Raw genomic sequence first — 26,435 nt, forward strand, 5'->3', positions numbered from 1 at the left:
CGACGGGTCCTTCGAAAGACACCCGTTGGGGTCAGGAAAATTCCGGGTCACGCCTGCGTCCGAGCGGCGCGGTGGGCCGGTTCCATCATGACTGGAAAATTCTGAGCCCTGCCGCCAAGCGCCGCGCCGTGGACATGCTGCGGGATGGGTTGAGCATGTCGGAACGGTTCGCGTGCAAGGTGGTTGGGCTCGCCGGGGCGACCTATCGCCGCGCTCCGCTGGCGCTGACTCCCGCCGATCCGGACGCCGGGTTGCGGGCTTGGCTGCGCGCTTACGCCACGAAACACCCCGGCCATGGATTCCGGCGTGCCTGGGCCGGCCTGCGCCACGACGAGGGCATGGAGGTGAACAAGAAGAAGGTCCACCGGCTATGGCGTGAGGAGGGATTGCAGGTGCGCGCGCATTCCCCGCGCAAGCGAGCCGGGTGTTCGTCGGTGCCGCGGATCGATGCGGATGCGCCTAAGGTGTTGTGGGCGTTGGATTTCCAGTTCGACTCCACCGTCGACAGGAAAGCGGTGAAGATCGCGTCGATGATCGACGAGCACACCCGCGAATCGCTGCTGCACCTGGTGGAACGCTCGGTCACTGCCGAGAAGCTCGTCGCGGAGCTGGAGAAGGTATTCACCGCAGCCGAGCACTACATCCCATGTGCGTCGGCGTCGTCGCTGATGAAGAGGGATGTCGCCGGCTGCGGCTACGTTAGACGCTCATGTATCGGATGATGCGGATCGGACGGCAGCATGTGGACCGCGAGATTACTCAGTTCGTTGGGCGGGGCGAATGCTCGCGGTTCGGTGGGCTGGCTACATTTGCGGTCGCAGGTGGCTCATCTTCCGCGGTAAAGGGAGGCTAAGAGATCGGATCCGATCACTGCGTGTGTCCTTCAGATTGCTCTGTCCGGTCTCGTCGGGTTTGCCGGAGTTCGCGCTCGATGACGGTGGCGGCGTGGTGCTGCCCGGAGGCCCGCAGGACTGCGATGCGAGTTTCGATGGCGTGCATTCCGTAGGTGGCGACGATGTCGGTGATGCTGATTCGAGGTCTCAGGGTGCGGCTGGGCTGGACGCGAGTGGGGTTCATCGTGGTCATGGGGTGGTCTCTTCGGTTGCGCTGGGGCTGTCGGCGCCCAGGGGCGAGTGCGTTCTTTCGAGCTGATGCGAAATACCTTCCAAGGGGAGGGCCGACCCGTCCCCTCCAGATTTCGGGTCGGCCCACCGCTGGAAAGGTCGTGTCGGAGCGAGAGATTGAGTAGCAGTCGTTTGCGGGGAACAGGTCAAGGTCCACCGTTTGGGCGTGTGTCTGCTCTGCAGCGGATTCGGCTCGATTCTGGGCAGCGGTGATCGTCGATTTCACACGTGTTGTGCGACTTCGCTGCCATGCGAGGCCATATCGAAAGGACGCTCGCCGGAAGCCCGTTGGTGACGGGCGCGCGTGCCGCCGATGGTAGCCGAAAGACTCGATGAGGATCAATCGGCAACGACTCGTGTCGTCCTGTAATCCATTGCTTTGCAGGAAAGTTCGTGGGCAGAGGTTGACAGTTCCGGATCGGTAGTACTTTCGGACATTGGCCACGATCGGTCAGGACCGGCACTGCGGCAATGGGTTTCGCATCGTAGGCTCCAGTCATGTGTACTTGCGCTGTCTCGCGCGGTTCGGCCATCCGGCGACTGATTGCTTCGAAGTCCAGGCGATCTTGCTTCTATCGCGGAGCGGTGGTCGCCGTGACCGGAGCGGGTTCCGGGATCGGGCGGGCGCTGGCGGTCGAGCTGAGCCGTTGCGGCGCGGTGTTGTCACTGGCGGATCGTGACGAAATCGGTGTCGCGGGAACGCGGGAACTCTGTGACGCGACGACGCAGATCATGGCGACGCGGCTGGACGTGGGCGATCGTGTCGCGGTCGGCGACTTTGCCGCGTCCACCGCCGACCGGTTCGGCCGGGTGGACATGGTTGTCAACTGCGCCGGCATCCTGCACGTGGGCTCGGTCGCGTCGTCGCCGGATGAGCATTTCGACGCGGTAATGCGGACGAACTTCTGGGGAGTTGTCCACGGCACCAAGGCGTTTCTGCCCCATCTGGTGCAGGCCGGGCCGCGCGCACGGATTGTGAACGTGTCCTCGGCGCTGGGCCTGGTGGGGGTCGCGGGACATGGTCCCTACGTCTCGGCGAAGTTCGCGGTGCGCGGATTCACCGAGTCCCTGCGCGCCGATCTGGCCGAAACGGACGTGAAGGTCACCTGCGTCTATCCAGGAGCGATCCGCACACCGATCGCACGCAGCGCGTTGCTGGCCCCGGGTGTGGATCCGGCGCGGACGGTCACGCGGTTCGAGCAGCGCCTGGCCAGAACCGACGTCGACGCGGCCGCCCGGACGATTCTCGCCGGCGCCGAACGCGGCAAGCCGCGGGTTCTCGTCGGTGCGGACGCGTGGCTCGCCGAAGCGGCCGCAAGGGTGGCCGGCCCGCACTATGCGCGAGTGCTCGAGATGTTCGCCAAGCTGTGACAACCCGAGCGGGTTGAGGATTAGATCACCAGGTAGACAAGGAAATACGAGGGGGTACGGATCGTGGCTGCGGTCAAATGGTTGCTGATCGAACTATTCGGGGGCAAACGGGGAAAACCGATGTCGGTGATCGGGTGGGGGCGCACTCCGAAGAATTTCGTCCCGCTCGATCAAATACTGCGCCACCGCACGACACTGGCGCAGGCACAGGACGCCATCGCGGACGCGATCACCGGCCACGGGCGGATCGACCGCGTCTCGGCGGACGGAAGCCGCCGCACAATCGCTGTGCCGCTGGCGATCTCGCCGGCCCGGTTGCACGGGGTGATGCTGTGGTGCGGCGACCCTCGTGATCAGGTGCCGCCGCGTGATCCGGCGGGAGCCTGGTATTTCAACTACACCGAAGGAACCAGCACGCGTAGCGACGACCTGCTGGATCTGTACGGCATCACCCGTGAGGGGCGCACGGACAAATACCGGCATTCCATTGCCGACGTGTTCACCCAGGTGCACGCCAACCTCACCGATCAAAGCGAGGCGTTGGCGCGTATCGTGCGCGAAGAGATCGGCACCGAGACTCAGCAGATCTGGACCGTTCGGCGTGACGACGGCGAACTCCGGGCGGCGCATTTCTCCTGCCGTCTGCTGGAGGAGCTCAGCACCGCCGGCGCGCGGCAGGTGGTCCTGCGCGGCATCACCCACGACATCGGGCCCGCGGACGACATCCCCGCGGCCCCGCCTCCGACCATCCTCGAGCATCGAGTCCTGGAGGCCACGGCCGAGGAGGGCGAATACCGCGGCATCGTGAACCTGCGCACGCTGCGACTGCTCCGCTGGATGGGCACTCCCGCACCGGGAATCGCCTGGCAGGGCTTGACCGGTCAGCCCGCACCCGCCATCCATCCCGACGACCTCCCCACAGCGACGGCCATGGCGAAGGGACTGCGCCACGGACGTACCAGCGGGGAAGTCCGTGTCCGCACCCTCGACGGCGGCTGGACCCGCCTGCACATCAAGGCCGCCCTCATGATGCTCGACGAATCCACCACCGCCGCATTGGTTACCGTCCGGCTACCGCAATCAGCGCCTTGACCGGAACCGACAAGCCTGACCTCGGAAGGGGTTTTCTCGATTCCGGGGGACGCGCGAGAGCGGCCAGTGTGCCAAGAGTGTGGACGGTGTCGATGGCGACGGGTGCGGGGCGGGTGGCGGGATCGAGGTAGGTGTAGCAGCGTTACGTCGAACTGACGCCGGAGCGAGAGCCACCAACGACGAAATCCCCGGCGTCGCCGCTGGTGAGCGGCGACGCCGGGGACAGGGTTCGGCGGTGCTTCGATGGTCGACGGTTCGAAGAGCCTCGAAGGACCCGAACCGCCTCTCCGCCGGAAAACAGCGCAGAGGCGGGCAATCGTTCGCGCGGGAACGGATCAGAGCAGGGCGTCGATCTGATTGCCGTCCCGGTCCAGCACGCGATGGTCGGCGCCGTGCGCGACCCACACGGCTATGCCGTTGGGCCAGACCTGGAATTCCATGTGTGGGACCGCGTCCAGGGGCGTGCGAAGGTAGAGGCAATCGCCGTCGCTGAGGTTGAACGTCGTCCCCAGCGGCTCGAATTGCACTTCGACCGTCTCACCTCGTGCGGCCGAGAACTTCAGGTCGACGGTGGCCGGATCTGTGGTCATCTCACCGACTATCCCATGCGCGGATGATCTCCTCGCACAACTGCACCCGGGTGGGTGCGGTCTGGCCGCCGGTGTCACGGTCGACGGCGTTCTGATACCAGTCGCGCACGCCAAACTGTTCCGGCGAATTTGTTGATCTCACGTCGGACTACGACAACGGCTGCAACGAGGCAGATAGTACATAAACGTCTGTATTCACCGAATTCTGCACTATGGCCCCGCGACAGCAGCGACGCTCGGACAGGCAGGTGGCTCATCCGACGCCGCATCCGTACGTACCCACTCGGGCGTGGTCTGCCTCGCTCGCGTTCGAGGCCGGGCAGGCTATCGCGTGCGTTCGTAGCGACTGTCGGGTGCCGGAACGCGTTGGTAGTGGGTCACTTCGAAGGTGGGCGTTTGATCGGGATCGGGTCGGGCGTTGTCGGTTCGTACGATCCCGCGCACCTCGAGCCAGGCGTCGTCCTCGATCGCTTCGGGCATGCCCTCGAGGTGGACGCGAACGTAGCGGGCGTCGGCGACGCAGCAGGTGATGACGACGCGGGCCAGGTCGGCTTCGGGGGTGTCGGGTTTCTCCAGGGCGAGATCGTCCGGGCGCATGACGAAACCGCTGATGGTCACTTCGCGGCCGTCCAGGGAGTGCGTGGAATCCAGGTACGCCCGATTCACCAGGTCCACGAACGTCAACCGTGGCGCGGGCTCGTCGGGCAGGGGCGGAAACGGTCGCTGCCGCGGTTCTGGCACCCCCGACGCGCGGGGTATCACCTCGACCGGCGAACTCGTCACAGCCGCGCTGGCGCCCAGCGCGGGTGGGGTGATCAGCAGCAGGACCGCTGCCGGGATGAGCAACAGCCACAAGGCGCGACCGGTGCCGTGCTCGTGGTCGTCGTCCGAGAGGGCTGCACCGCGACGGATGTCCCGCACGATCGCCACCAGCCCCAGCGCGACGAACCCGACGCCGCTGACCACCAGAAACGGATACAGGCCCGGCTTCACATACCGCAGATACACACCATCGACGGTCACCCACAGCACCGCGACGCCGACGAGTACCAACAGCAGGTTCTGTGTCTCCCGCTTCATCGAGCACCTCCCAGGAAGACCAGTCCGGCTGTCGTGCCGCACGCCACGGCCACCACGAAGGTCAACGGCGCGAACCGGGCGGCGAAGCCTCGACCGAAGGTTCCGGCCTGCATGGCGAACAGTTTCACATCGACCGCGGGCCCGACCACCAGGAACACCAGACGCGGTAACAACGGCAGCGTCGACATACTCGCCGCGACGAAAGCGTCGGCCTCCGAACACAACGCCAACACGATCGCCAGTACCGCCATCACCACTACGGCCAGTGCCATCCGACCGGCGAGATGTTCGTACCAGGACGGCGGGACCAGCACCCGCAGCGCCGCAGCGGCGGCGGCGCCGAGCACCAGAAACGCGCTCGCCTGCAACAGGTCATGGCGTGCGGCCTCGGTTAAGACCTCCCACCGCGATCGCCCGGCCACGTCGTGGTCGTGTCCGCCGCGGCGCGGAAGCATCCATGCCGGCCGTCCGATCCGCGACCAGATCAGGCCCATCACCACCGCGGTCGCGAGCGAACCGGTGAACCGCGCGGCGACCATGCCCGGCTCGCCGGGGAACGCCACCGCCGTCGCGATCAGAACCACGGGGTTGATCGCGGGCGCGGACAGCATGAACGCCAAGGCGGCCGCGCTCGGTGCGCCCTGATCGGTCAACCGCCGCGCCACCGGCACGACACCGCATTCACAGCCCGGCAGCGCCGCACCCGCCAGGCCCGCGACGCCAACCGCCGCGGACTGGTTACGCGGCAACACCTTTCGCAGCAGTGCGGGCGAGACGAACGCCGCGATCGAACCACTGACCAACACACCCAGCACGAGAAACGGCACCGCCTGGACGAAAACACCCGCGAAGATCGTCACCGCCGTCTGCCACCGCGCCGACGCGCCCACCGCCCGCGTCAACGGAGCCTGAACGACCAGTCCCACCACCACGACAGCGGCGAGCACATACGTCGAGGACAGCCTCGCCCATACCGAGTTCAGCGCGTTCTGCGCGAGCACCGACTCCCCCTCTTGTCACCGACAACCGTCGAGTCGACCTTTGTACCGACCGAATCGGCAACGGACCGAGGCTGATTCCGCAGTACCTGGAACACGATGATCTGGACTCGGCGCACACCGAAAACGTCCGGACCGGACCATGCGGCATTGAGTGACCATTCTAGGCGCATGTGGTGACTCCTTGCGTCAGGCGCTGTCGTGGCGGCGGCCGACGGCGGTGCATCGTTGTCCGATACCCGGCCGGCAAAGGAGGTGGCAGCGACGCGGACGGTCGTGCTGTGGTCGATTCGGCACGCCTTGGACGGTGCAGTGGCCGCCATCGCCGTCTCACCGGTGATGGCGGCCGACCCTGTCAAACCCGATAGTCGAGCAACGGTCCGCGGCTCGCGCGCAGACGCGGATCGGGCACGAAATCCGGATCCACTTGTTCGGCCAGATCTTCGCCTGCCCAAGCCCGCGCGTTACGCAGATGGAACTCGACAGCCTGTCGTTGGTAGGCGGCCCAGTCCCGCGTGGCAGCATCCAGGTTCGAGCGGATGGTGGCCAGTGCGTGCTGGTTGTCGGGCTCGAGTTCGGTGATCGGCCGGATCAGGCCACGTTCGGCCGCGCGCACGTGCCCGGAGCGACCGACCCAGCACAGCAGATTCTCGCCGACCTGCTCGCGCAGGAACGCCAGATCGTCGTCGTCGCAGACCTTGTTACCGACCACGGCGATGCGGATTCCGAAATCCTTGGCGTAGCCGAGGTATTGACGGTAGACGCCGACACTGCGCAAGGTCGGCTCGCAGACCAGAGCGGTCAGGTCGAATCGGGTGAACAGCCCGGAGGCGAAGGAATCGGCCCCGGCGGTCATATCGACCACCACGTATTCACCCGGCCCGTCGACCATATGGTTGAGCAGCAACTCGGCCGCACCGACCTTCGAGTGGTAGCAGGCCACACCCAAATCTTCTTCGGTGAACGGTCCGGTCACCGCCAGTCGCGCACCGCCGATCTTACGAACGCACGCGTCATAGATCGGGTTGTCCTCCACGACGCCGAGCAGCCGCGAGCCCGAGCCCGGCGGCGTGGTCTTGATCATCGCCTCGGGCGCGGAGATACGCGGATTGTCACCGCGCAGGTAGTCCTTGATCAGCGGCAGATGCGCGCTGAGTGTCGGAAGGGCCAGCGATTCCTCGTCACTTGCGCCCAGCGCGGTGGCCAGATGCTGGTTGATATCGGCGTCGATGGCCAGTGTGGGTGAGCCCTGTTCGACCAGATGGCGGACGAACAGAGACGACAGTGTGGTCTTGCCGCTGCCCCCTTTGCCGACGAAGGCGATCTTCACTGGGAGGCACCCACTCTCTTGTCAATAACGATATTCGTATTCATCAACGAGCAGGTTAGCCCATCAGCGCCGTACACCCACCCGAGGCACGCCCTCGGCGGGCGCTTCGAACCGAGCCGACCCCGACCCAAGGCGACCGTGAGTTCGATGGACTCGAAATCACCCCTGTCCACAGCCGATCGGTACCGCGAGAATGCGATCCGACTTCGCCTGCGGCGAGGTCCGGTCGGCGCACTCGACTCACCGACACAAACAGCAGCGACCTCTCGCGAGCGTTCTTACCAACTGGACTTGCTGACACCGGGCAGTTCGCCGCGATGCGCCTTCTCTCGCAGGCGAACTCGCGAAAACCCGCACTTGCGCAGGTGCCCGCGCGGGCGGCCGTCGATGGCGTCACGGTTGCGCAGCCGCGTCGGGCTCGCGTCACGGGGCAGTCGTCGCAGGGCCAACTGGGCCTGCGCCCGAACCTCGGGGGTCGCGTTGACATCCCGCGCGAGCGAACGCAATTCGGCGCGCCGCTGCGCGTAGCGGGCCACGACCTGCCTGCGCTGCTCGTTCTTGACGATCTTCGACTTCTTCGCCATCAGCGGTTCTCCCGGAATCGACGTGACGGCACACGATCGGATCGTATTTGCGCAGTACCAGCCGGTCCAGATCATTGCGCCGGTTCTTGCGAGTGACGTAGGTGTAGCCGGTGCCCGCGAGGCCGCTGCCTCGGCGGAGGTCACCCACGCGCACCCGGACGGAATGGCCGGCGCAGTCGCCGTGGCGGTGGCCACCGCCTTGTCGGTCTCGCAGCCGCAGTTACACGGCAACGAACTTCTCGACGTAATCGCGGCCCGCACACCGGCTGGAGCGGTCCGTGACAAGATCGTGCAGGCGCAATCCCTGCGTGATTCTGCCACTGCCGCTGCGGAATTGGGTGTCGGCCACGACACCTCCGCACTCGACACCGTCCCTTTCTGCCTGTGGGTCGCAGCGAGGTATCGCTACGACTTCGCCGAGGCGTGCTGGACGGCCGCTGCAGCAGGCGGTGACATCGACACCACCTGCGCCATCATCGGAGGGGTTCTGGGCGCCCAGTCGACCACCAGCGGCATACCGTCCGACTGGCTCTCCCGCTGCGAACCATTACCGGACTGGACGGCCGCCTACACGACGCAGACAGCGCCGTAGCTTCGCGCGGAGCTCATTGTCTGGACTGTCCTAACTGGCCCGCGCGGGACCTGGACGATCAACGGGCCGAGCATCGTTCGGCCGCCGGCACTGCGTGCACATGCCGACCTGCGTATGTTGGCGTCGACTCGACAAGTCGAGGATGGACCGGCACGGGTGGGTCTGGGGCTCAGTAGGTGGCTGTGCACCCTAAGCCAGCGGGCCGCCGTGCGGTCAGGCGGCCATCGTCCGCTCGAGACGCGGTTATGACCGAGTGTTCGCAAACGACACACAGTTCGCGGTCGTGGAGGCTGGCCGAAATCGGGCGAATCCTTTTGAGCCGTCGGCGCCTCTTACATGTGGCATCTGGACCAGGACGGTACGGCCGAGGTCGCTGATCGCCGAGCCGGTTGGCGTGCCAACGATCGGGCTGTACCCAGCGGGACTCTGTCTCGATTCTGGTCCGTCCCGCAACGAGAAGGAGCCCACATGTCCGATTTCCACCCACCGCAACCGAACTCGGTCGGTCCCGATGGCGAGCCATTGCCCGGCCATCTCCGGCCCGTCTCGGGACGCAGGACACCCGTCTCGGCTGTGCTGGCGGTACTGACCACCAGACTGGCCATCAGCATGTTGTTGGTCGTGCCCGGCGTCGCTCACGCCGACCCGGCTCCCAACGAGCCAGCCTCCACGACGGATATCGCATGGACAACGGCCGACGATTTCCGCGGGTCGCCGTCGTTGACAGCGCCCACCCACGTCGTCGACGTCGCTGGGGTACCGATCGCTTACCGCAGTTTCGGACACGGGCCAACCCTGGTGTTGACTCCGTGCCTCGGATTCAGCATGGACGACTGGGATCCGGCGCTGCTCGATCGCCTGGCCACGACCAACCATGTGGTCATCTTCGACTCCGACGGCGTGGGACGGACCCCGGCGAGCTCTTCGGCCCTGTTGACCGTCCGGCAACTGTCCGATCAGGCCGCCGGTCTGATCCAGGCTCTTCATCTGGACCGCCCCACCGTCGTGGGTTACTCCCTGGGAGGATTCGTCGCGCAACGTCTGGTCGTGGATCACCCCGGTGTTGTCGGCGCCCTGATTCTGATGGGTACGGGCCCCGGCGGATCGCAGCACGTGCTGCCCGATTTGCCCGATCTGATCGCGGGCGCGCCCGCGTTCGATCCGTTGGCGCCCGCCGACCAGGTCATTCCACTGTATTTCAGCGATCATCCCGACGCTCTGGCTGCGTGGCGTCAACGAACAGCTCTGCGCCCCGACCGGGTCGGGGTGAACTTGACCGGCCTCAACCGCCAACGCGCGGCAATGAGCGACTGGCTCATCAACCCCACCGCCAACGTCATCGCCAGCCTGCCGAACCTGCGGCTGCCCACCCTGATCCTGGGCGCCGACAACGACAAACAAGAACCCGCCGCCAACTCAGCCCTGCTGCATCGCTACATCAACGGTTCGGAATTGCTGATCTACCCACAGCTCGATCACGCGTTCCCCTTCGAAGCACCCGAGCGCGTTGCCGAGGAGATCGCCCGGTTCACTCGGTAGCAGCCTGACCCACCGTCAGCGCCAGATACACGGGTTCCCGGGCAGACCCGGGCCGGAACAGCCGCCTACCGAGTTCCGCCCGGTGGACCACTTCATCGCGATGCTACGAGTTGACCCGCTCGCCGATACAACCCAGCTGCCACCGCTGGCTCCGGCCCCACCTTCTCGTCCTGGACGGCACCGTAGAATGAGGCACCCTCGATGTTGTCAGCCGGGCGCAACGGCCAGCCGTAAGCCGACGATGTCGCGGGGTCTGCGGGCCAACGACATCGCTATCGCGCGAAAAGCATTCGCGGCGTTCGCATTCGGATCGGCTTGCACGATCGGGGTGCCGAGGTCGCCGGTGGTGCACACTGCCGGATCGAAGGGAATCTGGCCGAGCAGTGGACAGCTTGCGCCGAGGATCTCGGTGAGCCGTTCGGCGACCATCGCCCCACCGCCCGTGCCGAAGAGCGCCAGGCGTGCACCATCCGGCGCGTCGAACCAGGACATATTCTCCACGACGCCGACAACCCGTTGTCCGGTCTGCGCCGCTACCGCGCCCGCTCGTTCGGCGATCCGGGCCGCTGTCTGCTGGGGTGTCGTGACGACCACCAGTTCCGCGGTGGGCAGGAGTTGGGCCAGCGAGATCGCGATATCGCCGGTACCGGGTGGCAGGTCGACCAGCAGGATATCGAGATCACCCCAGTAGACGTCGGCAAGGAACTGCTGCAGTGCGCGGTGCAGCATCGGGCCGCGCCAGACGACGGGCTCGTTGCCTTCGACGAACATACCGATCGATATCACCTTCACCCCATTCGCGGTGGGTGGCATCAGCATTCGATCTACCTGGGTGGGACGAGCCGCCAGGCCGAGCATGGCGGGGATGGAGTGGCCGTGGATATCCGCGTCGAGGATGCCGACGCGGAGGCCGCGGTCGGCCATCGCGGCGGCGAGATTGACGGTGACACTGGATTTTCCGACGCCACCCTTGCCCGATATGACGCAATAGACGCGGGTGAGCGAACCGGGCTGAGCAAAGGGAATCGTCGGTTCGTCGCCACGCACTTTCTTGCGCAACGTGGTTCGCTGCTCCTCGGTCATGACACCGAATTCGACGGTGATCGCGGCAGCGCCCGGAATGTCGAGCACGGCATCTCGGACCTCACGCGATATCCGGTCGCGCAGTGGGCAGGCCGCAACGGTGAGCCGGATCTCGACGGTCACCCGATTGTCAGTGTCGATGGTGAGGTTGCCGACCATGCCGAGTTCGGTAATGGGACGGTGGATTTCGGGATCCTCGACCAGGCTCAACGCCTGCAGGATTCGCTCGGTGGTCAGCGGCTGGATCGATGTGGATGGCATGGCTCGACCTGGCTTTCATAAGGAACACAATTCGGCGGCCGGGAATTCGGCAGCGGGACAATTCGGCGCTGGAGCGGTTCAGCGGCGTCCGAGACCGACGTGGAGCATGTCGGCGCGCTCCACCACCTTGACGCGCTCGCGCCCCTCCAGCTCGCCGAGGGCACGCTCATGCGCGTCGAGCCGGTACCAGCCCTGCCATGTGGTGAAGCTGATCGACTTGGACCGGAGAAACTCGACGACCGATGAGGGATCGGGATCGGTTGCTCCCGAGAGGTTCTCGCGATCATCGAGCAGGCACGCCACAGTCTCGTTGGCGTCACCTTTGGTGTGGCCGATCAGACCGATCGGGCCGCGCTTGATCCAACCGGTGACATACACTCCGGGCAGATGACGCGCGGTTTCGGCGGCATCGTGGTCGATCAGCACGCGCCCGCCCTCGTTCGGTACCACGCCCGCCCGGTCGTCGAACGGCAACTCGGGGATGCTCTGCGAGAGGTAGCCGACGGCACGGTAAACGGCCTGGACGTGCCATTCCTTGAATACGCCGGTGCCCTCGACATTTCCGGTGCCGTCGAGCCGGGTGCGCTCAGTGCGCAGGCCGACGACCTTGCCATCCGCCCCGAGGATCTCGGCGGGCGATTCGAAGAAATGCAGGAACAGCCTGTGCGGCCGGTCACCGATATCGCGGATTGCCCACTGCTCCACCGCATTCGCCACCATGTCCACCTGTTTCGACTGCCGCCGCGCACTCTCGGAACCCGCGTCGTAGTCGATGTCCTCGGGATCGACGATGACCTCGATGGTCGGCGAATGGTCGAGTTCACGCAGTTCCAGCGGTGTGAACTTCGCCTGGGCCGGTCCACGGCGACCGAATACATGCACCTCGACGGCCTTGTTGGCCTTCAACCCTTGGTAGACGTTCGGCGGGATTTCGGTCGGCAGCAGTTCGTCGGCCGTCTTGGCGAGTATTCGGGCCACGTCCAGCGCCACATTGCCGACGCCGAGAACGGCGACCTTCTCGGCCTCCAGCGGCCAGTCCCGCGGCACATCCGGATGCCCGTCGTACCACGACACGAAGTCCGCCGCACCGTAGGAGCCGTTCAGATCGATACCGGGAAGATCCGGCGCGCGGTCGGTATCGGCCCCGGTCGCGAAGATCACGGCGTCGTAGAAGATCCGGAGGTCGTCGAGAGTGATGTCGATGCCGTAGTCGACATTGCCGAACAGTCGAACCTGCGGCTTGTCGAGCACCCGGTGCAGAGCGGTGATGATGCCCTTGATCCGGGGGTGGTCCGGTGCGACGCCGTAGCGGATCAGCCCGAAGGGTGCGGGCAAGCGCTCGAACAGGTCGATCGAGACGTCCGTATCCGACACCGACTTCATCAACGCGTCGGCGGCATAGATACCGGCCGGTCCCGCGCCGACAATCGCCACGCGTAATGGTCGTTTCGAACCGCTCATGGCTGATATTCCTGCACGAATGTCGTGTCGATACCCACCGCGCCGAGTTTTGCCGCGCTCCCGGGAGATCCCAGCGCGGCGGCGCGGCCCGGCAGCGGCTCATCGAAGAACCGGGCGTTCTCGGCGATGAACGGCTGCTGCTCTTCGGGTATATCGGCATCGAGATAGATCGCCTCGACGGGGCAAACTGGTTCGCACGCACCGCAATCCACACATTCGGTGGGTTGGATATAGGCCATGCGCCCGCCGGTGTAGATGCAGTCGACCGGGCATTCCTCCACGCACGCCCGATCCAGCACGTCCACGCACGCCGCGCCGACGACGAAAGTCATGATGCCTCCACGGTATTCGCGGCGCCCAGTTCGGCGTCTTCGCCGAGTGCTGCCAGGATTTCGTAGCGCCTGCGGGCGAATTCGGGTTCGAATCGCGCACCGGGTGCGCGCGGGTTGTCGATCGTGACGATCCGTTGGATCCGCGCCGGGCGCGGGGTCAGCAGCACGATCCGGTCGGCGAGCAGCAATGCCTCGTCCACGTCGTGGGTGACGAACAGGACAGTGGTGCGGTGCCGCTGCCACACCGAAATCAGCAGCCGCTGCATATCTGCTCGTGTCTGCGCGTCCAATGCCCCGAAGGGTTCGTCCATGAGCAGTACCCGTGGCTGGGTGGCCAGGGTACGGGCCAATTGGACCCGCTGACGCATACCGCCGGACAACGCGCCGGGCAGATGGTCGCCGAAACCATCGAGCCCCACCTGGTCCAGTAATGCGAGTGCTTCGGCGCGTCGTCGGCCGCGCCTCACCCCGCACAGCTTCAAGGCGAATTCGACGTTCTTCCGAGCCGTACGCCACGGCAACAGTGCGTCCTCCTGAAAGACCATCGCGCATTGTTCGCCACTACCGCCGTCCACCTCCGCGGTGCCGCCGACCGGCTCCAATAATCCGGCCATCGCCCGCAGGATGGTGGATTTGCCGCACCCGGACGGTCCGAGCAGCACCACGATCTCGCCACCGGCTATGTCGAGATCGACTTCGGCGGTGAGTATTTCGTCGTAGGCGATGCGCAGTCCGCGCATGCGCACCGCAGCGCCCGCGTTCATCGCGCCGCCCTGGGCAGCCATCGGTTGACCCGGTGTCCGGTTCTTTCGACCAGCCACGCCGTGGCCCAGCCGAGCAATCCGATCGACAGCATGCCGACCACCACCCCCGGATAGTCGAGCAGGCCGTAGGACTGCCAGGTGAAGTATCCGATTCCGAACTGTCCGGAAATCATTTCGGCGCTGATCACACAGATCCAGGCGACGCCCATCGCCACCGACAAACCGGAGAAGATGCCGGGTAGCGCACCGGGTAGGGCGATTCGGAACAGGATCTCCCAACGACCGGCGCCGAGGGTATGTGCGGCTTCCTCCCATACTCTCGGCAGCGCGTGCATGGCGTGGATCGTGCTGACAGCCACCGGGAAAAACGCCGCGAAGAAGGTGATGAACACGATCCCCTGCTCCCCCGTCGGGAACAGCAGAATCGCCAACGGCACCAGCGCGATCGCCGGAATCGGCCGGAATACCTCCAACACCGGCCGGATCAACGCACTGACCAACCGCGAACGACCGATCGCCATACCGATCAGCACGCCGGCCACGGTCGCGAGTCCGAATCCGATCAGGATCCGGCGCATGCTGGAAGTGATGTTGCTGTAGTAGGACCGGGTGCCGAGCTGGATCCGGAAGGAATCGTAAACCTCTGCCGGGGTGGGGATTTTATCGAAGCGTAACCAGAACACCACGTGATTCGCAGTGAGCAGATACCACAGCAGTATCAGCGCGGCCAGCGGCGCCATGGTCAGCGCTGCCGCGCGCAGCCGCTCCGGGAGCCGACCGTGGCCGTACCAGCGACGGGACCGCGATGCCATGGTGATGTCGGAAGGTGTTGTCGGGATCAGGGATATCGGTTCCGCGGATACCGTCATGTCGAGCCTCCTGGTCTCGTGTTCGTGCTCGCTGCTATCGAGCGAGCAGCGCCGCCTGGTAGTCGAGGACGGCGCTACCGGGATGGGCGTTGGCATAGGACTTGGCATCGGCCTCGATCGCGAACGGCCGTAGTTGTTCATCGGGCCCGGCCGCCGGATCGCGCACCCAGGTGGCGGTGGCCGCGAAGATGCGGATGCCCGATGCGGTGTCGGGCACGTAGGCGGCGCGGGTTTCGCTGTCGCGCTGGGCGATCAGGCGGAGCAGGCAGGCCGGCGTTTTGGCGACCGCGGTGGTCTGCTCGCCCTTGAACCACACCTCCGATGCGGTCGCCGGGTTGTCGACGGCACCGCCGCAGACGGTGTCGGTACCGACCAGCGGGCTCGGTGCGGTCGTCGAGGCACGCTGGGCGTCATAGTCCGCCCCGTACAGCGCCCGCACATAGGTGTCGTTGACGAACTCGCCGAGATCCAGATCGGCGAGGGCGCCGAGGCCCTTCAGGAACGGCAGCAGCGTGCGAAGCGCGTCGACCTCTTGTGACTTGATGGTGGGGTCGAAACTCACCAGCCCGTTGGGACCGTTGTAGAGGTAGACGACCTCCGCCGGTATCCCGGTGATCTCGGCGACGCGCTGCGCGGCGGCCAGCGGATTGCGGTTGAGGTAGTCGGTGGTTTCGCGCTGGGCCGCCAGGAAGGCGTTGACGATATCCGGATTGTTCGTGTCGAAGCGTTTGTTCGCGACCACCGCGTGGAAGGTCGGGATATTCGCGCTGCCTCCGTCATAAAGCAGTCGCGCCTTGCCGTCGAAGACGAGCTTCTGCGGCCATGGCACGAATTGCGCCAACGCCGATACCTGGTCGCCCTGCAATGCCGACGCTCCGACCGCGGGGTCCTGGCCGAGCAGCTTCACATCGTCCAAGGTCAGGCCCGCACCGGACAGGCCGGTGGCGAGCATGCCGTGCGCGGCCGAACCGACGCTGGTCGAGACGACCTGGCCGCGCAGATCGGTCAGGGTGATGGCTGGTGAATTCACTGGCACGACAATTTGATTCAGCGAACCACGCAGATTGTAGCCGGTCACTGCGATCAGCTCGGACCTGACGTCGTCGTGGCCGCGGGTCTTCGATCCGTTGACGAGGATGGGTGCATCACCCATCGAGCCGATATCCACTTGGCCGGCGAGCATCTGCGCGGTCAGCGGCGGTCCGGCGGCGAAGTCCTTCCATTCGACCTTGTAGGTCACCCCTTTCGGCTTCCCGAGTTCGGCCAGCTTCGCTTCGAAGGTGCCCCGATCGCGCAGCAGCGTGCCCGCGGTGACGGTATTGATCGTCTTGGACTGGTAACCGATATTGACCGTGATGGTCTTGCCGTCATTCGGCGTGCCACAGCCCGCGACGACTGTCGCGGCGGTCGCGACGCCGAGCAGCAGTGTGACCGAACGCCGGATCTTCCAGTGTGGTGTCCTCATCGTGATGTCCTCCGCCCGCGATCAGCGCAGCAAATAGGGGATATTGACGGTCACGGCTCCGACCGGGCAGCGCGCCGCGCACGGGCCGCAGTACCAGCATTCGTCGACGTGCATGTACGCCTTGCCGGAGTCGGGGTGGATCGCGAGTGAATCCAGCGGGCACATATCGACGCATAGCGTGCAGCCGTCGATACATTTGACTTCATCGACGGTGACGGGCACGTCGATTCGTGTGTTGACCTGGGCCATCAGATTTCCTTTCCAGAGTTGGCAATGCCGATGCGGGCGAAGGCGCGGACATCGGCGTCCGGGTCCTCCATGGCCGAGCGGAGCGCGGTGGCGACCTCGGGCCGTTGAGCGATCCGCTCGGCGAGCGCGCGCACCGCGGCCTTGCGGACATCGAGGTTGTCGTCGGTAACCACCGAGATCAGGTGCGGTACGGCGATTTCGGGATCGGCGACGGCGAGTGCGATCGCCGCGCCCTGGCGGACCTGCCAGGCCGGATCGCCGATGCCCGCGGCGGCGATGGCCGCCGCCTCGTCACCGCAGCCGGTTTGCGCCAATCCGGTCAGCGCGGCGGCGCGGACCAATGGGTCAGAATCGCGGGCCAACCCGATCAGAGTGGCGCTTCCTCGTGGATCTCCCACTGCCGCTAGACCTTTGGCGACCGCGATGCGGACCAGCTGGGCCGGGTCTGCGGCCGCCGCGTCGAGTTCGCACAATGCGTCCACCGAGGTCAGTCCGCCGACGACGGTCCGGCGCACCTCGGCATTCGGATCGGCGAACCACCCGAACAGTTCGGCCGCGTCGCTGCGACGGTGCCTCCACAGCGCCTCGATCGCCGCCGACCGCACCGCGGGTTCGGCGGCGAGTACGCAATCGCGTAGTACAGCATCGAATTCCGCGCCGGGAACGAGTACCTCGAGCAGTTCGGTCAGCAAGCCGATGGCGGCGTGACGCACGGTCACGTCGGAATCGGACAACCCGGCCGCGATCAACGGTGAGGCCTGCCCCCATTCCTCGGTGGTCTCACTGAGCACCGAGAGGGCGGTACGCCGGACCTCCGGATCCGGGTCGGTGAGAAAGGGTTGCAACTCTTCGAGTTCGGGCCACTCCTCGGCCATAACCATCAGCTCGAGCAGTCGGGCACTCATCTGCCACCCCACGCGCCGACCAGCACCGGAGCGGCGACATCGGCGACACCATCCGGGCGAACGAAACCCGGCACCGGCACGATGTACGGTGCGACGGGCCGGGTGGTGAACTCCATCGCGCCGGACTCACCACGGAACAAGTTGAGATGGCAGAACCATTCGGCGTCATCGCGCTGCGGCCAGTCGGCGCGCTGATGGTAGAGACCCCATCGGCTTTCGGTGCGCCGCAGCGAGGCACGTGCGGCCATCTCGGCGCAATCGCGGATGAATGTCACCTCCGCACAGCGCATCAACTCGTGCGGTGTGTGCGCGCCCATCTGCGCGATATCGCCACGCATGCGCTCGAACGACTCCAGGCCGAGGGTCAGATACCGCTGCGCCTTGGGCGGTTGCAGATAATCGTTCACGAAGCGGCGGAGCTTGTATTCGACCTGCTGTTGCGGCGGCCCGTCCGGATTGCTCAGCGGCCGATAGATGAGCGCGTGCGCGGCCTCGATCTGATCCTCGGGCAACTCCGGACGCACCGCGCCCCTGGCGTATTCGCTCGCACTCCGACCCGCGATATCGCCGTATACGAAGGCCCCGATCATGTAGTTGTGCGGGACCAGCGCCATATCCCCCGCCGCGTACAGCCCGGGCACCGTCGTCGCGGCATGCTCATCGATCCACACTCCGGAAGCGGAATGTCCACTGCACAAACCGATCTCGGAAATGTGCATCTCGATATCGCTGGTTCGATAGTCGGTACCGCGCCCGGCGTGGAAAGTGCCTCGGGTCGGGCGTTCGGTGGTGTGCAGGATGCCCTCGATCTGCTGGATCGTGGCATCCGGCAGATGGCTGAGCTTCAGATAGATGGGCCCGCGCGCACTGTCGAGTTCGCGCTTGACCTCGGACATCATCTGCCCGGACCAGTAATCGCAATCCACAAAACGGTTGCCCTCGGCATTGACCTGATAGCCGCCGAAGGGATTCGCGACATACGCGCAGGCGGGGCCGTTGTAATCCTTGATCAGCGGATTGATCTGGAAGCATTCGATACCGGACAGTTCCGCACCCGCGTGATAGGCCATCGCGTAGCCGTCGCCGGCATTGGTCGGATTCTCGTAGGTGCCGTACAAATAGCCGCTCGCGGGCAGACCGAGCCTGCCGCAGGCGCCGGTGGCGAGAATAACGGAACCCGCCGAGATCGTGACGAATTCGCCAGTGCGCGTATCGAATCCGACCGCACCGACCGCGCGGCCGCCGACTGTGAGCACCCGGACCGGCATCACTCGATTGCTGATCGTCACCTTGGCGCGCACGTCACGGGCACGCAGGGTGCGGTAGAGCACCTTCTTCACATCGCGCCCCTCCGGCATCGGCAGCACATAACTGCCGGAGCGGTGTACCTTGCGCACGGCGTATTCACCGTGCTCGTCCTTCTCGAACTTGACTCCATAGCTCTCCAGCCGCTGCACCATCTCGAAGCCGCGCGTGGCGGTCTGATAGACGGTGCGCTGGTTGACAATTCCGTCGTTCGCGACGGTGATGTCGGCGACGTACTCCTCCGGGCTGGCCTTGCCGGGGACCACCGCGTTGTTCACGCCGTCCATCCCCATGGCCAGCGCGCCGGAGTGCCGCACATGCGCCTTCTCCAGCAGCAGGACATTCACGCCCTGTTCGGCCGCGGTGAGGGCGGCCATCGTGCCCGCGGTGCCGCCGCCGACAACGAGGACGTCACAGCTCAACTCCCGGCGCTGCGCGACAGGTGGGATATCCATGGACATCGGAGATCAACCCCTTTCGTTCGGTTCGGTCACACCGCGATTCGGTGTGACCGGGATGCGGTGCAGTCGGCCCGACAGCGAGAAGCGGTCACCGCGATAGCGGACGTATTCGAGGTCGATGGGCCGACCGGAATCGGTGTAGGTGAGCCGTTCCAGGAACAGCAGCGGCGAGCCGGGCCGGACCTCGAGGAGCTCGGCGACGGTCGGATCGGCCGCAACGGCTTCGATGGAGACCGCCGCGGATCCGAGCGGCAGACCGAGTTCGGCCTCCAGCAAACCGAATACGTCACATCCGGTCAGGTCCAGATCCAGCAGCGGCGCACCGACATCGGCGGTCAGATAAGAGGCGTCCAGGGATAGTGGTGCGCCGTCGAGGTAGCGGATCCGTTCCAGCGCCACCACCGGTGTCGCCGGTTCGAGCTCGAGCCGCTCGGCCACGATCGGCGTCGCGGGCACGACCTCGGCGAGCAGTACCCGGTTGACGACGCGATCGCTGCCGGTTTCGAATGTCTCGGCCAGGCCGCGCAACCGGTCCAGCCCCTGCACCGCCTTATCCGAGACGACGAAGGTGCCCGCGCCGGGAACCCGGTCGACCAAACCTTCATCGCGCAGCAACGCCAATGCGTCGCGCACGATATTGCGGCTGGTGGCGAAGTCGGCGGCCAACTGCGCTTCCGCGGGTAACGGACGATTGCCGTAGACGCCGCTGCGGATGCGCGCCCGCAGAATGTCGCTGATGCGGCGCGCCGGTGCCGAACGCCTACCGGCGCTGTAACGAGCGACCGGCGAACCACCGTCGGCGATGCGCCGATCCGGGATGCCCGCCTGGGTCTGATGTCCCGAGTACGTTCTGCCTGTCATGCCGCAAATGCTGGAAACGGATGATTACACGCGATGCTCCCCGCGATTACCGGAGGGTTACGCCAGTTAGTATCCGCGACGCAAGCCTGTCACCTGCGCAAATGCCGTCCGATCGCGGTGTATCACCAGCCGGTCGAGGTAACCGATCCCATCCGCGCGGCATATTCGACCAGAATCTCGGCCGGGCCAGCGGGCGGAGTGCGGCGGCGCCAGATGGCGCGGAACTTGCGGGTCAAGATCACCGGGGGCGCGAGCTGGATCTCCACGAGCGCACCCGTAGACAATGCGGGTGCGGCGATCAACCGGCTGAGCACCGCGGGCGCGACACCACTGCACGCGGCCGCGGTGATCGCCACCGCGGAGCCGAGTTCCGCCGCCGGCGCCGCAGGCTGACCTGCCGTGCTGAGTATCTCCCAGACGGTTTCCCTGGTCCCCGATCCCTGTTCACGCCACAGCAGCGCCGTGTCTGCGAGTTCACGCAGGGTCACCGGTGCGCGGCGCAGCGCCCACGGATGTTTCGGCGCGACGACCACCACCAAATCATCCGCTCCGAGCACCCGATTGCCGAGACCGTGCGGCGGATGCGGCCCCTCCACGAAGCCGAGGTCCGCCTCGCCGTCGCGGACCAGTGCCACGACCTGCCGAGTGTTCTCCACCTCCAGCGCCACCAGCACATCCGGACAGGCGGCACGCAACGCATTGAGCCACTGCGGAATCCGATGATCGGCGATCGTCTTCGAAGCCGCGACGCGCAGCCGCGGGACATCGATGGCTTGCAATGCGGCCATACCCGCGACCAGAGACCGGGCGGCAGCGAGCACCGGCAGGGCGTGACCGACGACAACCCGGCCCGCGTCGGTCAGTACCGAACCGGTCGGACCGCGGTCGAGCAATCGCACCCGCGCGCGGCGCTCCAGCGCGCTGATCCGCATACTCGCGGCCGGTTGGGTGATGCCGTGGCGTCGTGCGGCCGCCCCGAGACTGCCCAGCTCCGCAACGGAGACCAGCAGATCGAGCACGTCCAGATCGGGCGTTCCCGGCGGCAAGGTCATGGCCCGATTATGAGCGGATTATCGGGTCGCGGCATGTCCAGGCCCATCAGTACCGCTGATGAGCTGCTTCGGGATCGTGGTCTACCGGCGGGGCAACCAGGCCGTGATCGTGAGAAATATGACCTGGTTACGACGAAATCTTCCCGGGATCCTGCTCGCCGCCGCGGTCGCCGGTGCCGCCGCGGGGGCGGGCCTGATGTTACCGATGGTGGGCGCGCCGATCATCGCCTTGTTCGGCGGAGCCGTGATCGGTGCCTTCGGACGTCGATCGGCGATGGACACCGGGATGTTCGCGCCCGGTCTCGCCCTGGTACGTCAGCGATTGCTCGGCATCGCGATCGTGCTGCTCGGTCTCGGGTTGCCCGTCGGGTCGGTGCTCACCGTGGGACGGCAGACCGCCACAGTGCTGATCGGCACATTGATCGTCGGAGCAGTCGCCGCATTCGTCGTCGGCAGAATGCTTGCGCTGGACCGTGATTCGGCGACGCTGGTCGCAGTCGGGACGACGATCTGCGGCGCGTCCGCGATCGCCGCAGCCACCGCGGTCATCAAGCCGGACAAAGAACGGGTCGCATACGCGCTCGGCACGATCTTCGTCTTCAATATCGTTGCGGTACTGATGTATCCGCCTCTCGGGCGGTTTCTCGGATTGTCCCAGGAGGCATTCGGTCTCTGGGCGGGCACCGCCATCAACGACACCTCGTCGGTATTGGCGGCAGGCGTGATATTCGGCTCCGCGGCAGCGCATTTCGCGGTGATAGTCAAACTCGTCCGCAGTCTCATGATCGTCCCGATGTGCTTGGGCCTGCATCTCACCCGCCGCAGCTCCGGCAGTGCGAAAACCCCGCTCCGGCAGAGCTTCCCGCTCTTTGTGGTGCTGTTTCTCGCCGCATCGGTCATCTCCGGGCTCGGTATCGTGCCCCGCTGCTGGACCGCACCACTCGGGCAGCTCAGCGCCTGGCTCATCGCCGCCGTCCTCGCCGCAATCGGCGCATCCCTCACCTGGCGACAGCTCCGCACCGCCGGTGCGCGACCACTACTGTTCGGCGGCATCCTCGCCGTGATACTGGCGGCCAGCAGTCTCGCACTCCTGACCGCCACCGGCTGGCGTTGATCCGGCCCGTCAACCTTTCGCACGGCCTGCGCACCGAGGAAACCACCGCCTCGTGCGTGCCCCGCTCGGTCACCGGGTGATGACGCCGACCAGTCTCGGCAGAGCAAGACCTAGACCCCAACGACCGCGACCACGCCGGTGTCACACCCCTGTCCGTACCGACGGCTCCCGGCCCCACCCAACTTCGCACCGGGACGTGACGGCGACATCAGTTCAGCGGCATGGTTTTCCAGAAATCGACCAGCTGGTTGATCGACGGATCGTTGCTCGCGCCGAGACCGTAGGTGTAGAGGATGCACTTCTCGCGCTCGGGTTCGTTGAACACCGTCACCATTCGAGGAGTGGTCTCGGGGTCGGTGCCCCACGCGTAGTTCGTATACACCCGGGCGCCGTTGGCATCCGTGCGGGTGGAGGCGCCGAGGAAGGCGGCCGTCACCTTCTTCACCTCTTCCGCAGAGTCGTAGCGGAAGATCCTGAGCTGCGGCCATCGGGTCTTGCTCGCGGGAATCATGTAGCTGTTGGTGAAGTTGCAATCCCATTTGGCGGTGGGTTTGCCCACCTCGGGGTGCGGCCCGTCCAACCAGGTGAGCTGCCATTCCTTCTCCAGGACTTCCCCGCCGCACCCGATACCCGAGAACCCGGTCCCTGAACCGTATTTCCCCTCCGACTCGAGCGCCGATTGGGGCAGCAACCGGGGGAACCCCTGCTGCATTTCCGCGAGATCGCGCCGCGGCCCCTCGTCCTCCTTACCGCCGCTGTTGGCGGCCCAAATCCCCACTCCGACAGCAATAACGACCACGAGGGCGGCGCAGAGAGTGACCATCAGCCCGCGGTTCGAGCGTGGCCGCGGCGCGCCGACCGGATAACCGTAGCCGCCGTGCGGAGCGGAACCGAGCGGCATCTGCTGAGGTGCGGGCTGCGCGGGAGTGGGGTGAAGCTGCTGAGGTGCCTGGTATCCACCCATCTGCGCCATCGGCTGGGCGGGCGTTATCGGTCCCGGGACGGGTGCGCCGCCCATCCCCTGCGGTGGGATTCCCGCCAGCGCTTGGCGTGCGGCTTCGGCGAATTCGACGCACGAGGCGAACCGCTCCTCGGGCCGTTTCGCCATCGCCCGCACGAGCACCCGATCCAGCGCAGCAGGCAGCCCGGCCCGCCGACTGGTCAGCGGAGGCGGATATTGTTGCAGGTGGCCCTGAATGACCGCGGCGGGGTGCGTGGATTCGAACGGTGCGGCACCCACAAGCAGCCAGTACAGCGTGCAGGCCAGCGAATACTGATCGGAACGCCCATCCATCGCGGCCCCGGTGAGCTGTTCGGGCGAGGCATAGGCAAGCGTCGCATTGAATGTGCCGGTTTGCGTGAGGTGCCCCGCGTCATCGCGCAGCCGAGCGATCCCGAAATCGGTGAGATACACCCGTTCCTGCCCACCAGTGGATTTGGCCAGCAGGATATTCGCGGGCTTCACATCGCGGTGCAGCACACCCATGCTGTGTGCGAAGTCGAGCGCCTTCGCGGTCTCGACAATGATCTGCGTAGCCCGAGCAGCAGGTAACGCATGCGGATCCACACTCGCAGCATCGACCCCGTCGATGTACTGCATGGAAATCCACAGCTGATCGTCCTCCACCCCCCGGTCGAACACCGTCACGATATTCGGGTGCTCCAGCTGCGCGACCAAATCCGCTTCCCGCTCGAACCGAGCACGAATCTCCTTATCGGAGAACATCGCCGGATTCAACAGCTTCATCGCGGTCCATCGAGGCAGCCGCGGATGCCTGGCCAGATAAACCGTCCCCATCCCGCCATGACCCAGCCGCCGCTCGATCGAATACCCCGCGAAAACCGAACCGTCCTCTACCATCCCGCCCCCTTCATCGTCCGAACAGCGAGCGCCTCGATGCTAGATCAGTCCCCGCCCACCCCGCCGGACACCGTTCGCGGATGGCGACGTTGATGCTGCTCGCCATCACACTTATCGGCTACGTGATTCCGTCTGTCGCGGAGGTCGGCTTCAAAATTCGGCCGTGACGCACCCGCACCGATCGCAACCGGGGTAATGCCGCAGGGGGCGATTCGATCCACCCGAGCAGGTGCCGAGTGGCGAATCCCGCTGAGCGTGCGGGCTTTCTGGGCCAGGCTGTAGGATTCCGCCGTGTCAACCCTTCCCGATCTGGCCCGGCGGTTCGCGGCCGCGCCGCAGGAGAGTTTCCGAAGTGCGATCGATCGGGGCAATGCCTGGCTGGAGGCGGTGGTCGCGGCGGGGTACGAAGAGGCGATCGTGGCAGAGTTCGGGGAGTGCGACGAGGCCGTCCGGGTCGTAGGGGAACCGGCCTCCCAGGAACAGATCCGAGGGATCGAAGCGGAGCTCGGTTGTGCGCTACCGCCTTCGTATCGCCGGTTTCTGTGCGAGGTGGGTGCGGTCGCGTTCTTCAACTATTGGTGGGACGAGACGACGGAAATCGATGCGGTCGCGAGAATATCGAAAGTCCTCACCGATCCCGCCACGGATTTCGGCTGGCGGGACGATCCGATCTGGCATTCCCTGCCGACGGCTCCGCTCGTGCGAGTGTGCGACCACCACAATGGCGAGGAGTGGTTCTACGTGACGGCCGCACACGACAGCGCCGGAGAGGCCCCGCTGGTCCTCGGCTTCCACGACGAACCCGATCTGTACTTCGCCGACGCACTGCACAACCCACCCGCCACACACGCCACGTTCGAGCACTGGCTCTCCGACCAGGTCGACCGGACCATCACATTCGTCACCGACCGGGTATCGCGCCACGTGCGGTGAGCCACCGCCCCGGATTCCGCTCGAGCGGTCCACAGGCGGCGGCACGTCGAATTGGGATCACCTTCGGTATGTCCCAACACCATTCGTGCTCGAGCGCGAAATCCGAAGGCATCGCGTCACCGAGCGATCGTGCAGGATTCGGGTCACATGTCGCGAAAGAGCGAGAGCCCCCATGCCGAGTTTCGCTCCTTCGGCTCCTCCTCGCTCAAGCCGAGCAACATGCCGAGCCCCTGGAAGGCACGCTCGCCGACCACCCGGCGGAGCGCTTCTGGATCGCCGGTGAAGCTTCCCGCGCGGAAGTTGGAGAACGTGCCTCCGACTTCGTACTCCTCGTTTCCGCACTCCCAGCAGTGATTCCCGATGAGGCCGACCTTGGCTTTCGTCGTCCCGTGCACCTCGGAGATCCCCGCCTCGTAGAAGCCGTAGACGACGCCCCGCATCGTGGCGTTCCCCTGAATCTCGAGATTGCCCTCGAGGAACAGGTGCCGGCACTCGGTCGAGCCGGTCACGATGAGGCTGCCGGTCTCGTCGGTGGCGACCGAGCCCGTCGCCGACAGGTTCCCGAATACGATGAGCGCGCCGTCGTAGATTCCGAGATCACCGTCGATCCTCAAGTCGCCGCGGTGCACCTTGGTGTCCTCGTCGAGGCAAGAGCGAATGTCCTCGTTGAGGATCTTCTCCAGATCCGCCTCCGTCGCCTGCTCCACGCGCCCGGTCTCGCTCAACGATTCGATCGACTCGTCCGCCACTGCCACTCCTCTCACGCCAATGCGTTGAAGACAATACGTCCAAGCTTTCGCTGCGTCGACCAGTTCGGCAGGCGCCACGAGTACCTACCGACCATCCGATGAATTCTCTTCCCCCACAGCGCCTCCCGTAGCTCACGCTATTGGTCGACCTACCGAACCAGAGCAGCGCTGAGTATCTCGCGGGCAACGCTGTGGTTGTACAGCCTGCGCAGAGCGGCGGCTGACCTATTGCGAGACCAGTCTCCTCGGCTCCTACGCCGTTGCGTTGCGCCACCTCCACGCCGTCGGTCAATTCACCCGGCCGCTGCCATCGCTGGTCGAAGTGGACACTCGGCCGCCGACGCGGCCGGGTTGAGCCGACTGGATCCCGCTCGGGCGCAACCACAGACAGCATCGAGCCCGAACCTGCC

Annotated in this window: 26 protein-coding genes and 1 pseudogene; 7 read left to right on the forward strand and 20 right to left on the reverse strand. The window is 65.7% G+C overall.

Going from position 1 to position 26,435, the window contains the following annotated elements:
• Window positions 1-722, forward strand: a 722-nt coding sequence (locus tag AB0H61_RS37410) for an IS3 family transposase (RefSeq protein ID WP_357313299.1), incomplete at its 5' end; no start/stop codon positions are given.
• Window positions 723-867: 145 nt separating this feature from the next.
• On the opposite strand, the gene AB0H61_RS37415 is transcribed toward AB0H61_RS37410, so the two are convergent.
• The gene (locus AB0H61_RS37415; RefSeq protein ID WP_357313302.1) at window positions 868-1,086 is read right to left on the reverse strand and encodes a hypothetical protein; all 219 of its coding nucleotides are present in this window, start codon (window positions 1,084-1,086) and stop codon (window positions 868-870) included.
• 632 nt (window positions 1,087-1,718) lie between these two features.
• Here AB0H61_RS37415 and AB0H61_RS37420 point away from each other — a divergent pair.
• Complete coding sequence (locus AB0H61_RS37420) at window positions 1,719-2,495, forward strand: SDR family oxidoreductase (RefSeq protein ID WP_357313305.1); 777 nt, start codon at window positions 1,719-1,721, stop codon at window positions 2,493-2,495.
• Between the two features lie 63 nt (window positions 2,496-2,558).
• Window positions 2,559-3,587, forward strand: a complete 1,029-nt coding sequence (locus tag AB0H61_RS37425) for a GAF domain-containing protein (RefSeq protein ID WP_357313308.1) — start codon at window positions 2,559-2,561, stop codon at window positions 3,585-3,587.
• 335 nt (window positions 3,588-3,922) lie between these two features.
• On the opposite strand, the gene AB0H61_RS37430 is transcribed toward AB0H61_RS37425, so the two are convergent.
• The 6 genes and pseudogenes from AB0H61_RS37430 to rpmG all read right to left on the reverse strand — a co-directional run.
• A complete protein-coding gene (locus AB0H61_RS37430) occupies window positions 3,923-4,177 on the reverse strand; it encodes a hypothetical protein (RefSeq protein WP_357313310.1) in 255 nt (84 codons plus the stop codon).
• Window positions 4,178-4,501: 324 nt separating this feature from the next.
• Entirely contained in the window at window positions 4,502-5,257 is a 756-nt protein-coding gene (locus AB0H61_RS37435) for a TIGR03943 family protein (protein WP_357313313.1), read from the reverse strand.
• Window positions 5,254-6,258 (reverse strand): permease, encoded by a 1,005-nt coding sequence (locus AB0H61_RS37440; RefSeq protein WP_357313316.1) that lies wholly within the window; start codon window positions 6,256-6,258, stop codon window positions 5,254-5,256. Before AB0H61_RS37440 ends, AB0H61_RS37435 begins: the two co-directional genes overlap by 4 nt.
• Before the next feature lie 352 nt (window positions 6,259-6,610).
• A complete protein-coding gene (locus tag AB0H61_RS37445) occupies window positions 6,611-7,585 on the reverse strand; it encodes an ATP-binding protein (RefSeq protein ID WP_357313319.1) in 975 nt (324 codons plus the stop codon).
• Window positions 7,586-7,863: 278 nt separating this feature from the next.
• A complete protein-coding gene (gene rpsN, locus AB0H61_RS37450) occupies window positions 7,864-8,169 on the reverse strand; it encodes a 30S ribosomal protein S14 (RefSeq protein WP_357313411.1) in 306 nt (101 codons plus the stop codon).
• Window positions 8,170-8,185: 16 nt separating this feature from the next.
• Window positions 8,186-8,287 (reverse strand): annotated as a pseudogene (gene rpmG, locus AB0H61_RS37455) (50S ribosomal protein L33); the annotation flags it as partial.
• Between the two features lie 45 nt (window positions 8,288-8,332).
• On the opposite strand from rpmG, the gene AB0H61_RS37460 reads away from it, so the two are divergent.
• Window positions 8,333-8,761, forward strand: a complete 429-nt coding sequence (locus AB0H61_RS37460) for an ADP-ribosylglycohydrolase family protein (RefSeq protein ID WP_357313321.1) — start codon at window positions 8,333-8,335, stop codon at window positions 8,759-8,761.
• A 468-nt stretch (window positions 8,762-9,229) separates the two neighbouring features.
• The gene (locus tag AB0H61_RS37465; protein ID WP_357313323.1) at window positions 9,230-10,300 is read left to right on the forward strand and encodes an alpha/beta hydrolase; all 1,071 of its coding nucleotides are present in this window, start codon (window positions 9,230-9,232) and stop codon (window positions 10,298-10,300) included.
• Between the two features lie 207 nt (window positions 10,301-10,507).
• Here AB0H61_RS37465 and AB0H61_RS37470 read toward each other — a convergent pair whose 3' ends face one another.
• From AB0H61_RS37470 to AB0H61_RS37520, 11 genes are all read right to left on the reverse strand, one after another.
• The gene (locus AB0H61_RS37470; protein ID WP_357313326.1) at window positions 10,508-11,644 is read right to left on the reverse strand and encodes a P-loop NTPase; all 1,137 of its coding nucleotides are present in this window, start codon (window positions 11,642-11,644) and stop codon (window positions 10,508-10,510) included.
• A 78-nt stretch (window positions 11,645-11,722) separates the two neighbouring features.
• Window positions 11,723-13,105 (reverse strand): FAD-dependent oxidoreductase, encoded by a 1,383-nt coding sequence (locus AB0H61_RS37475; RefSeq protein WP_357313329.1) that lies wholly within the window; start codon window positions 13,103-13,105, stop codon window positions 11,723-11,725.
• Window positions 13,102-13,437, reverse strand: a complete 336-nt coding sequence (gene fdxA, locus AB0H61_RS37480) for a ferredoxin (RefSeq protein WP_357313332.1) — start codon at window positions 13,435-13,437, stop codon at window positions 13,102-13,104. Before fdxA ends, AB0H61_RS37475 begins: the two co-directional genes overlap by 4 nt.
• On the reverse strand, window positions 13,434-14,222 hold the full coding sequence (locus AB0H61_RS37485) for an ABC transporter ATP-binding protein (RefSeq protein ID WP_357313334.1): 789 nt from the start codon (window positions 14,220-14,222) through the stop codon (window positions 13,434-13,436). Before AB0H61_RS37485 ends, fdxA begins: the two co-directional genes overlap by 4 nt.
• A complete protein-coding gene (locus AB0H61_RS37490) occupies window positions 14,198-15,070 on the reverse strand; it encodes an ABC transporter permease (RefSeq protein WP_357313337.1) in 873 nt (290 codons plus the stop codon). Before AB0H61_RS37490 ends, AB0H61_RS37485 begins: the two co-directional genes overlap by 25 nt.
• 34 nt (window positions 15,071-15,104) lie before the next feature.
• Window positions 15,105-16,535, reverse strand: coding sequence for an ABC transporter substrate-binding protein (locus AB0H61_RS37495; protein ID WP_357313339.1), 1,431 nt, complete (start codon window positions 16,533-16,535; stop codon window positions 15,105-15,107).
• A 21-nt stretch (window positions 16,536-16,556) separates the two neighbouring features.
• On the reverse strand, window positions 16,557-16,784 hold the full coding sequence (locus tag AB0H61_RS37500; protein WP_357313342.1) for a ferredoxin family protein: 228 nt from the start codon (window positions 16,782-16,784) through the stop codon (window positions 16,557-16,559).
• Window positions 16,784-17,689: a HEAT repeat domain-containing protein gene (locus AB0H61_RS37505; protein ID WP_357313345.1), complete on the reverse strand. Its 906-nt coding sequence runs from the start codon at window positions 17,687-17,689 to the stop codon at window positions 16,784-16,786. The genes AB0H61_RS37500 and AB0H61_RS37505 overlap by 1 nt, the downstream gene beginning before the upstream one ends.
• A complete protein-coding gene (locus AB0H61_RS37510; protein ID WP_357313414.1) occupies window positions 17,686-19,449 on the reverse strand; it encodes a fumarate reductase/succinate dehydrogenase flavoprotein subunit in 1,764 nt (587 codons plus the stop codon). The genes AB0H61_RS37505 and AB0H61_RS37510 overlap by 4 nt, the downstream gene beginning before the upstream one ends.
• A gap of 12 nt (window positions 19,450-19,461) precedes the next feature.
• Window positions 19,462-20,316 carry a GntR family transcriptional regulator gene (locus AB0H61_RS37515; protein ID WP_357313347.1) on the reverse strand — a complete coding sequence of 285 codons (855 nt, stop codon included), beginning with the start codon at window positions 20,314-20,316 and terminating at the stop codon, window positions 19,462-19,464.
• 122 nt (window positions 20,317-20,438) lie between these two features.
• A complete protein-coding gene (locus AB0H61_RS37520; protein ID WP_357313350.1) occupies window positions 20,439-21,368 on the reverse strand; it encodes a LysR family transcriptional regulator in 930 nt (309 codons plus the stop codon).
• Between the two features lie 118 nt (window positions 21,369-21,486).
• Between AB0H61_RS37520 and AB0H61_RS37525 the strand changes: the two genes are divergently transcribed.
• A complete protein-coding gene (locus AB0H61_RS37525) occupies window positions 21,487-22,482 on the forward strand; it encodes a putative sulfate exporter family transporter (protein ID WP_357313353.1) in 996 nt (331 codons plus the stop codon).
• Window positions 22,483-22,690: 208 nt separating this feature from the next.
• On the opposite strand, the gene AB0H61_RS37530 is transcribed toward AB0H61_RS37525, so the two are convergent.
• Entirely contained in the window at window positions 22,691-24,343 is a 1,653-nt protein-coding gene (locus AB0H61_RS37530; protein ID WP_357313355.1) for a protein kinase, read from the reverse strand.
• Between the two features lie 291 nt (window positions 24,344-24,634).
• Between AB0H61_RS37530 and AB0H61_RS37535 the strand changes: the two genes are divergently transcribed.
• The gene (locus AB0H61_RS37535) at window positions 24,635-25,276 is read left to right on the forward strand and encodes an SMI1/KNR4 family protein (RefSeq protein ID WP_357313357.1); all 642 of its coding nucleotides are present in this window, start codon (window positions 24,635-24,637) and stop codon (window positions 25,274-25,276) included.
• Window positions 25,277-25,419: 143 nt separating this feature from the next.
• Here the strand turns inward: AB0H61_RS37535 and AB0H61_RS37540 are convergent, their stop codons facing one another.
• Window positions 25,420-26,025 (reverse strand): hypothetical protein, encoded by a 606-nt coding sequence (locus tag AB0H61_RS37540; RefSeq protein ID WP_357313359.1) that lies wholly within the window; start codon window positions 26,023-26,025, stop codon window positions 25,420-25,422.
• Between the last annotated feature and the right edge of the window lie 410 nt (window positions 26,026-26,435).

This window comes from Nocardia sp. NPDC050710 (genome assembly GCF_040654375.1).
Classification (GTDB): Bacteria; Actinomycetota; Actinomycetes; order Mycobacteriales; family Mycobacteriaceae; genus Nocardia.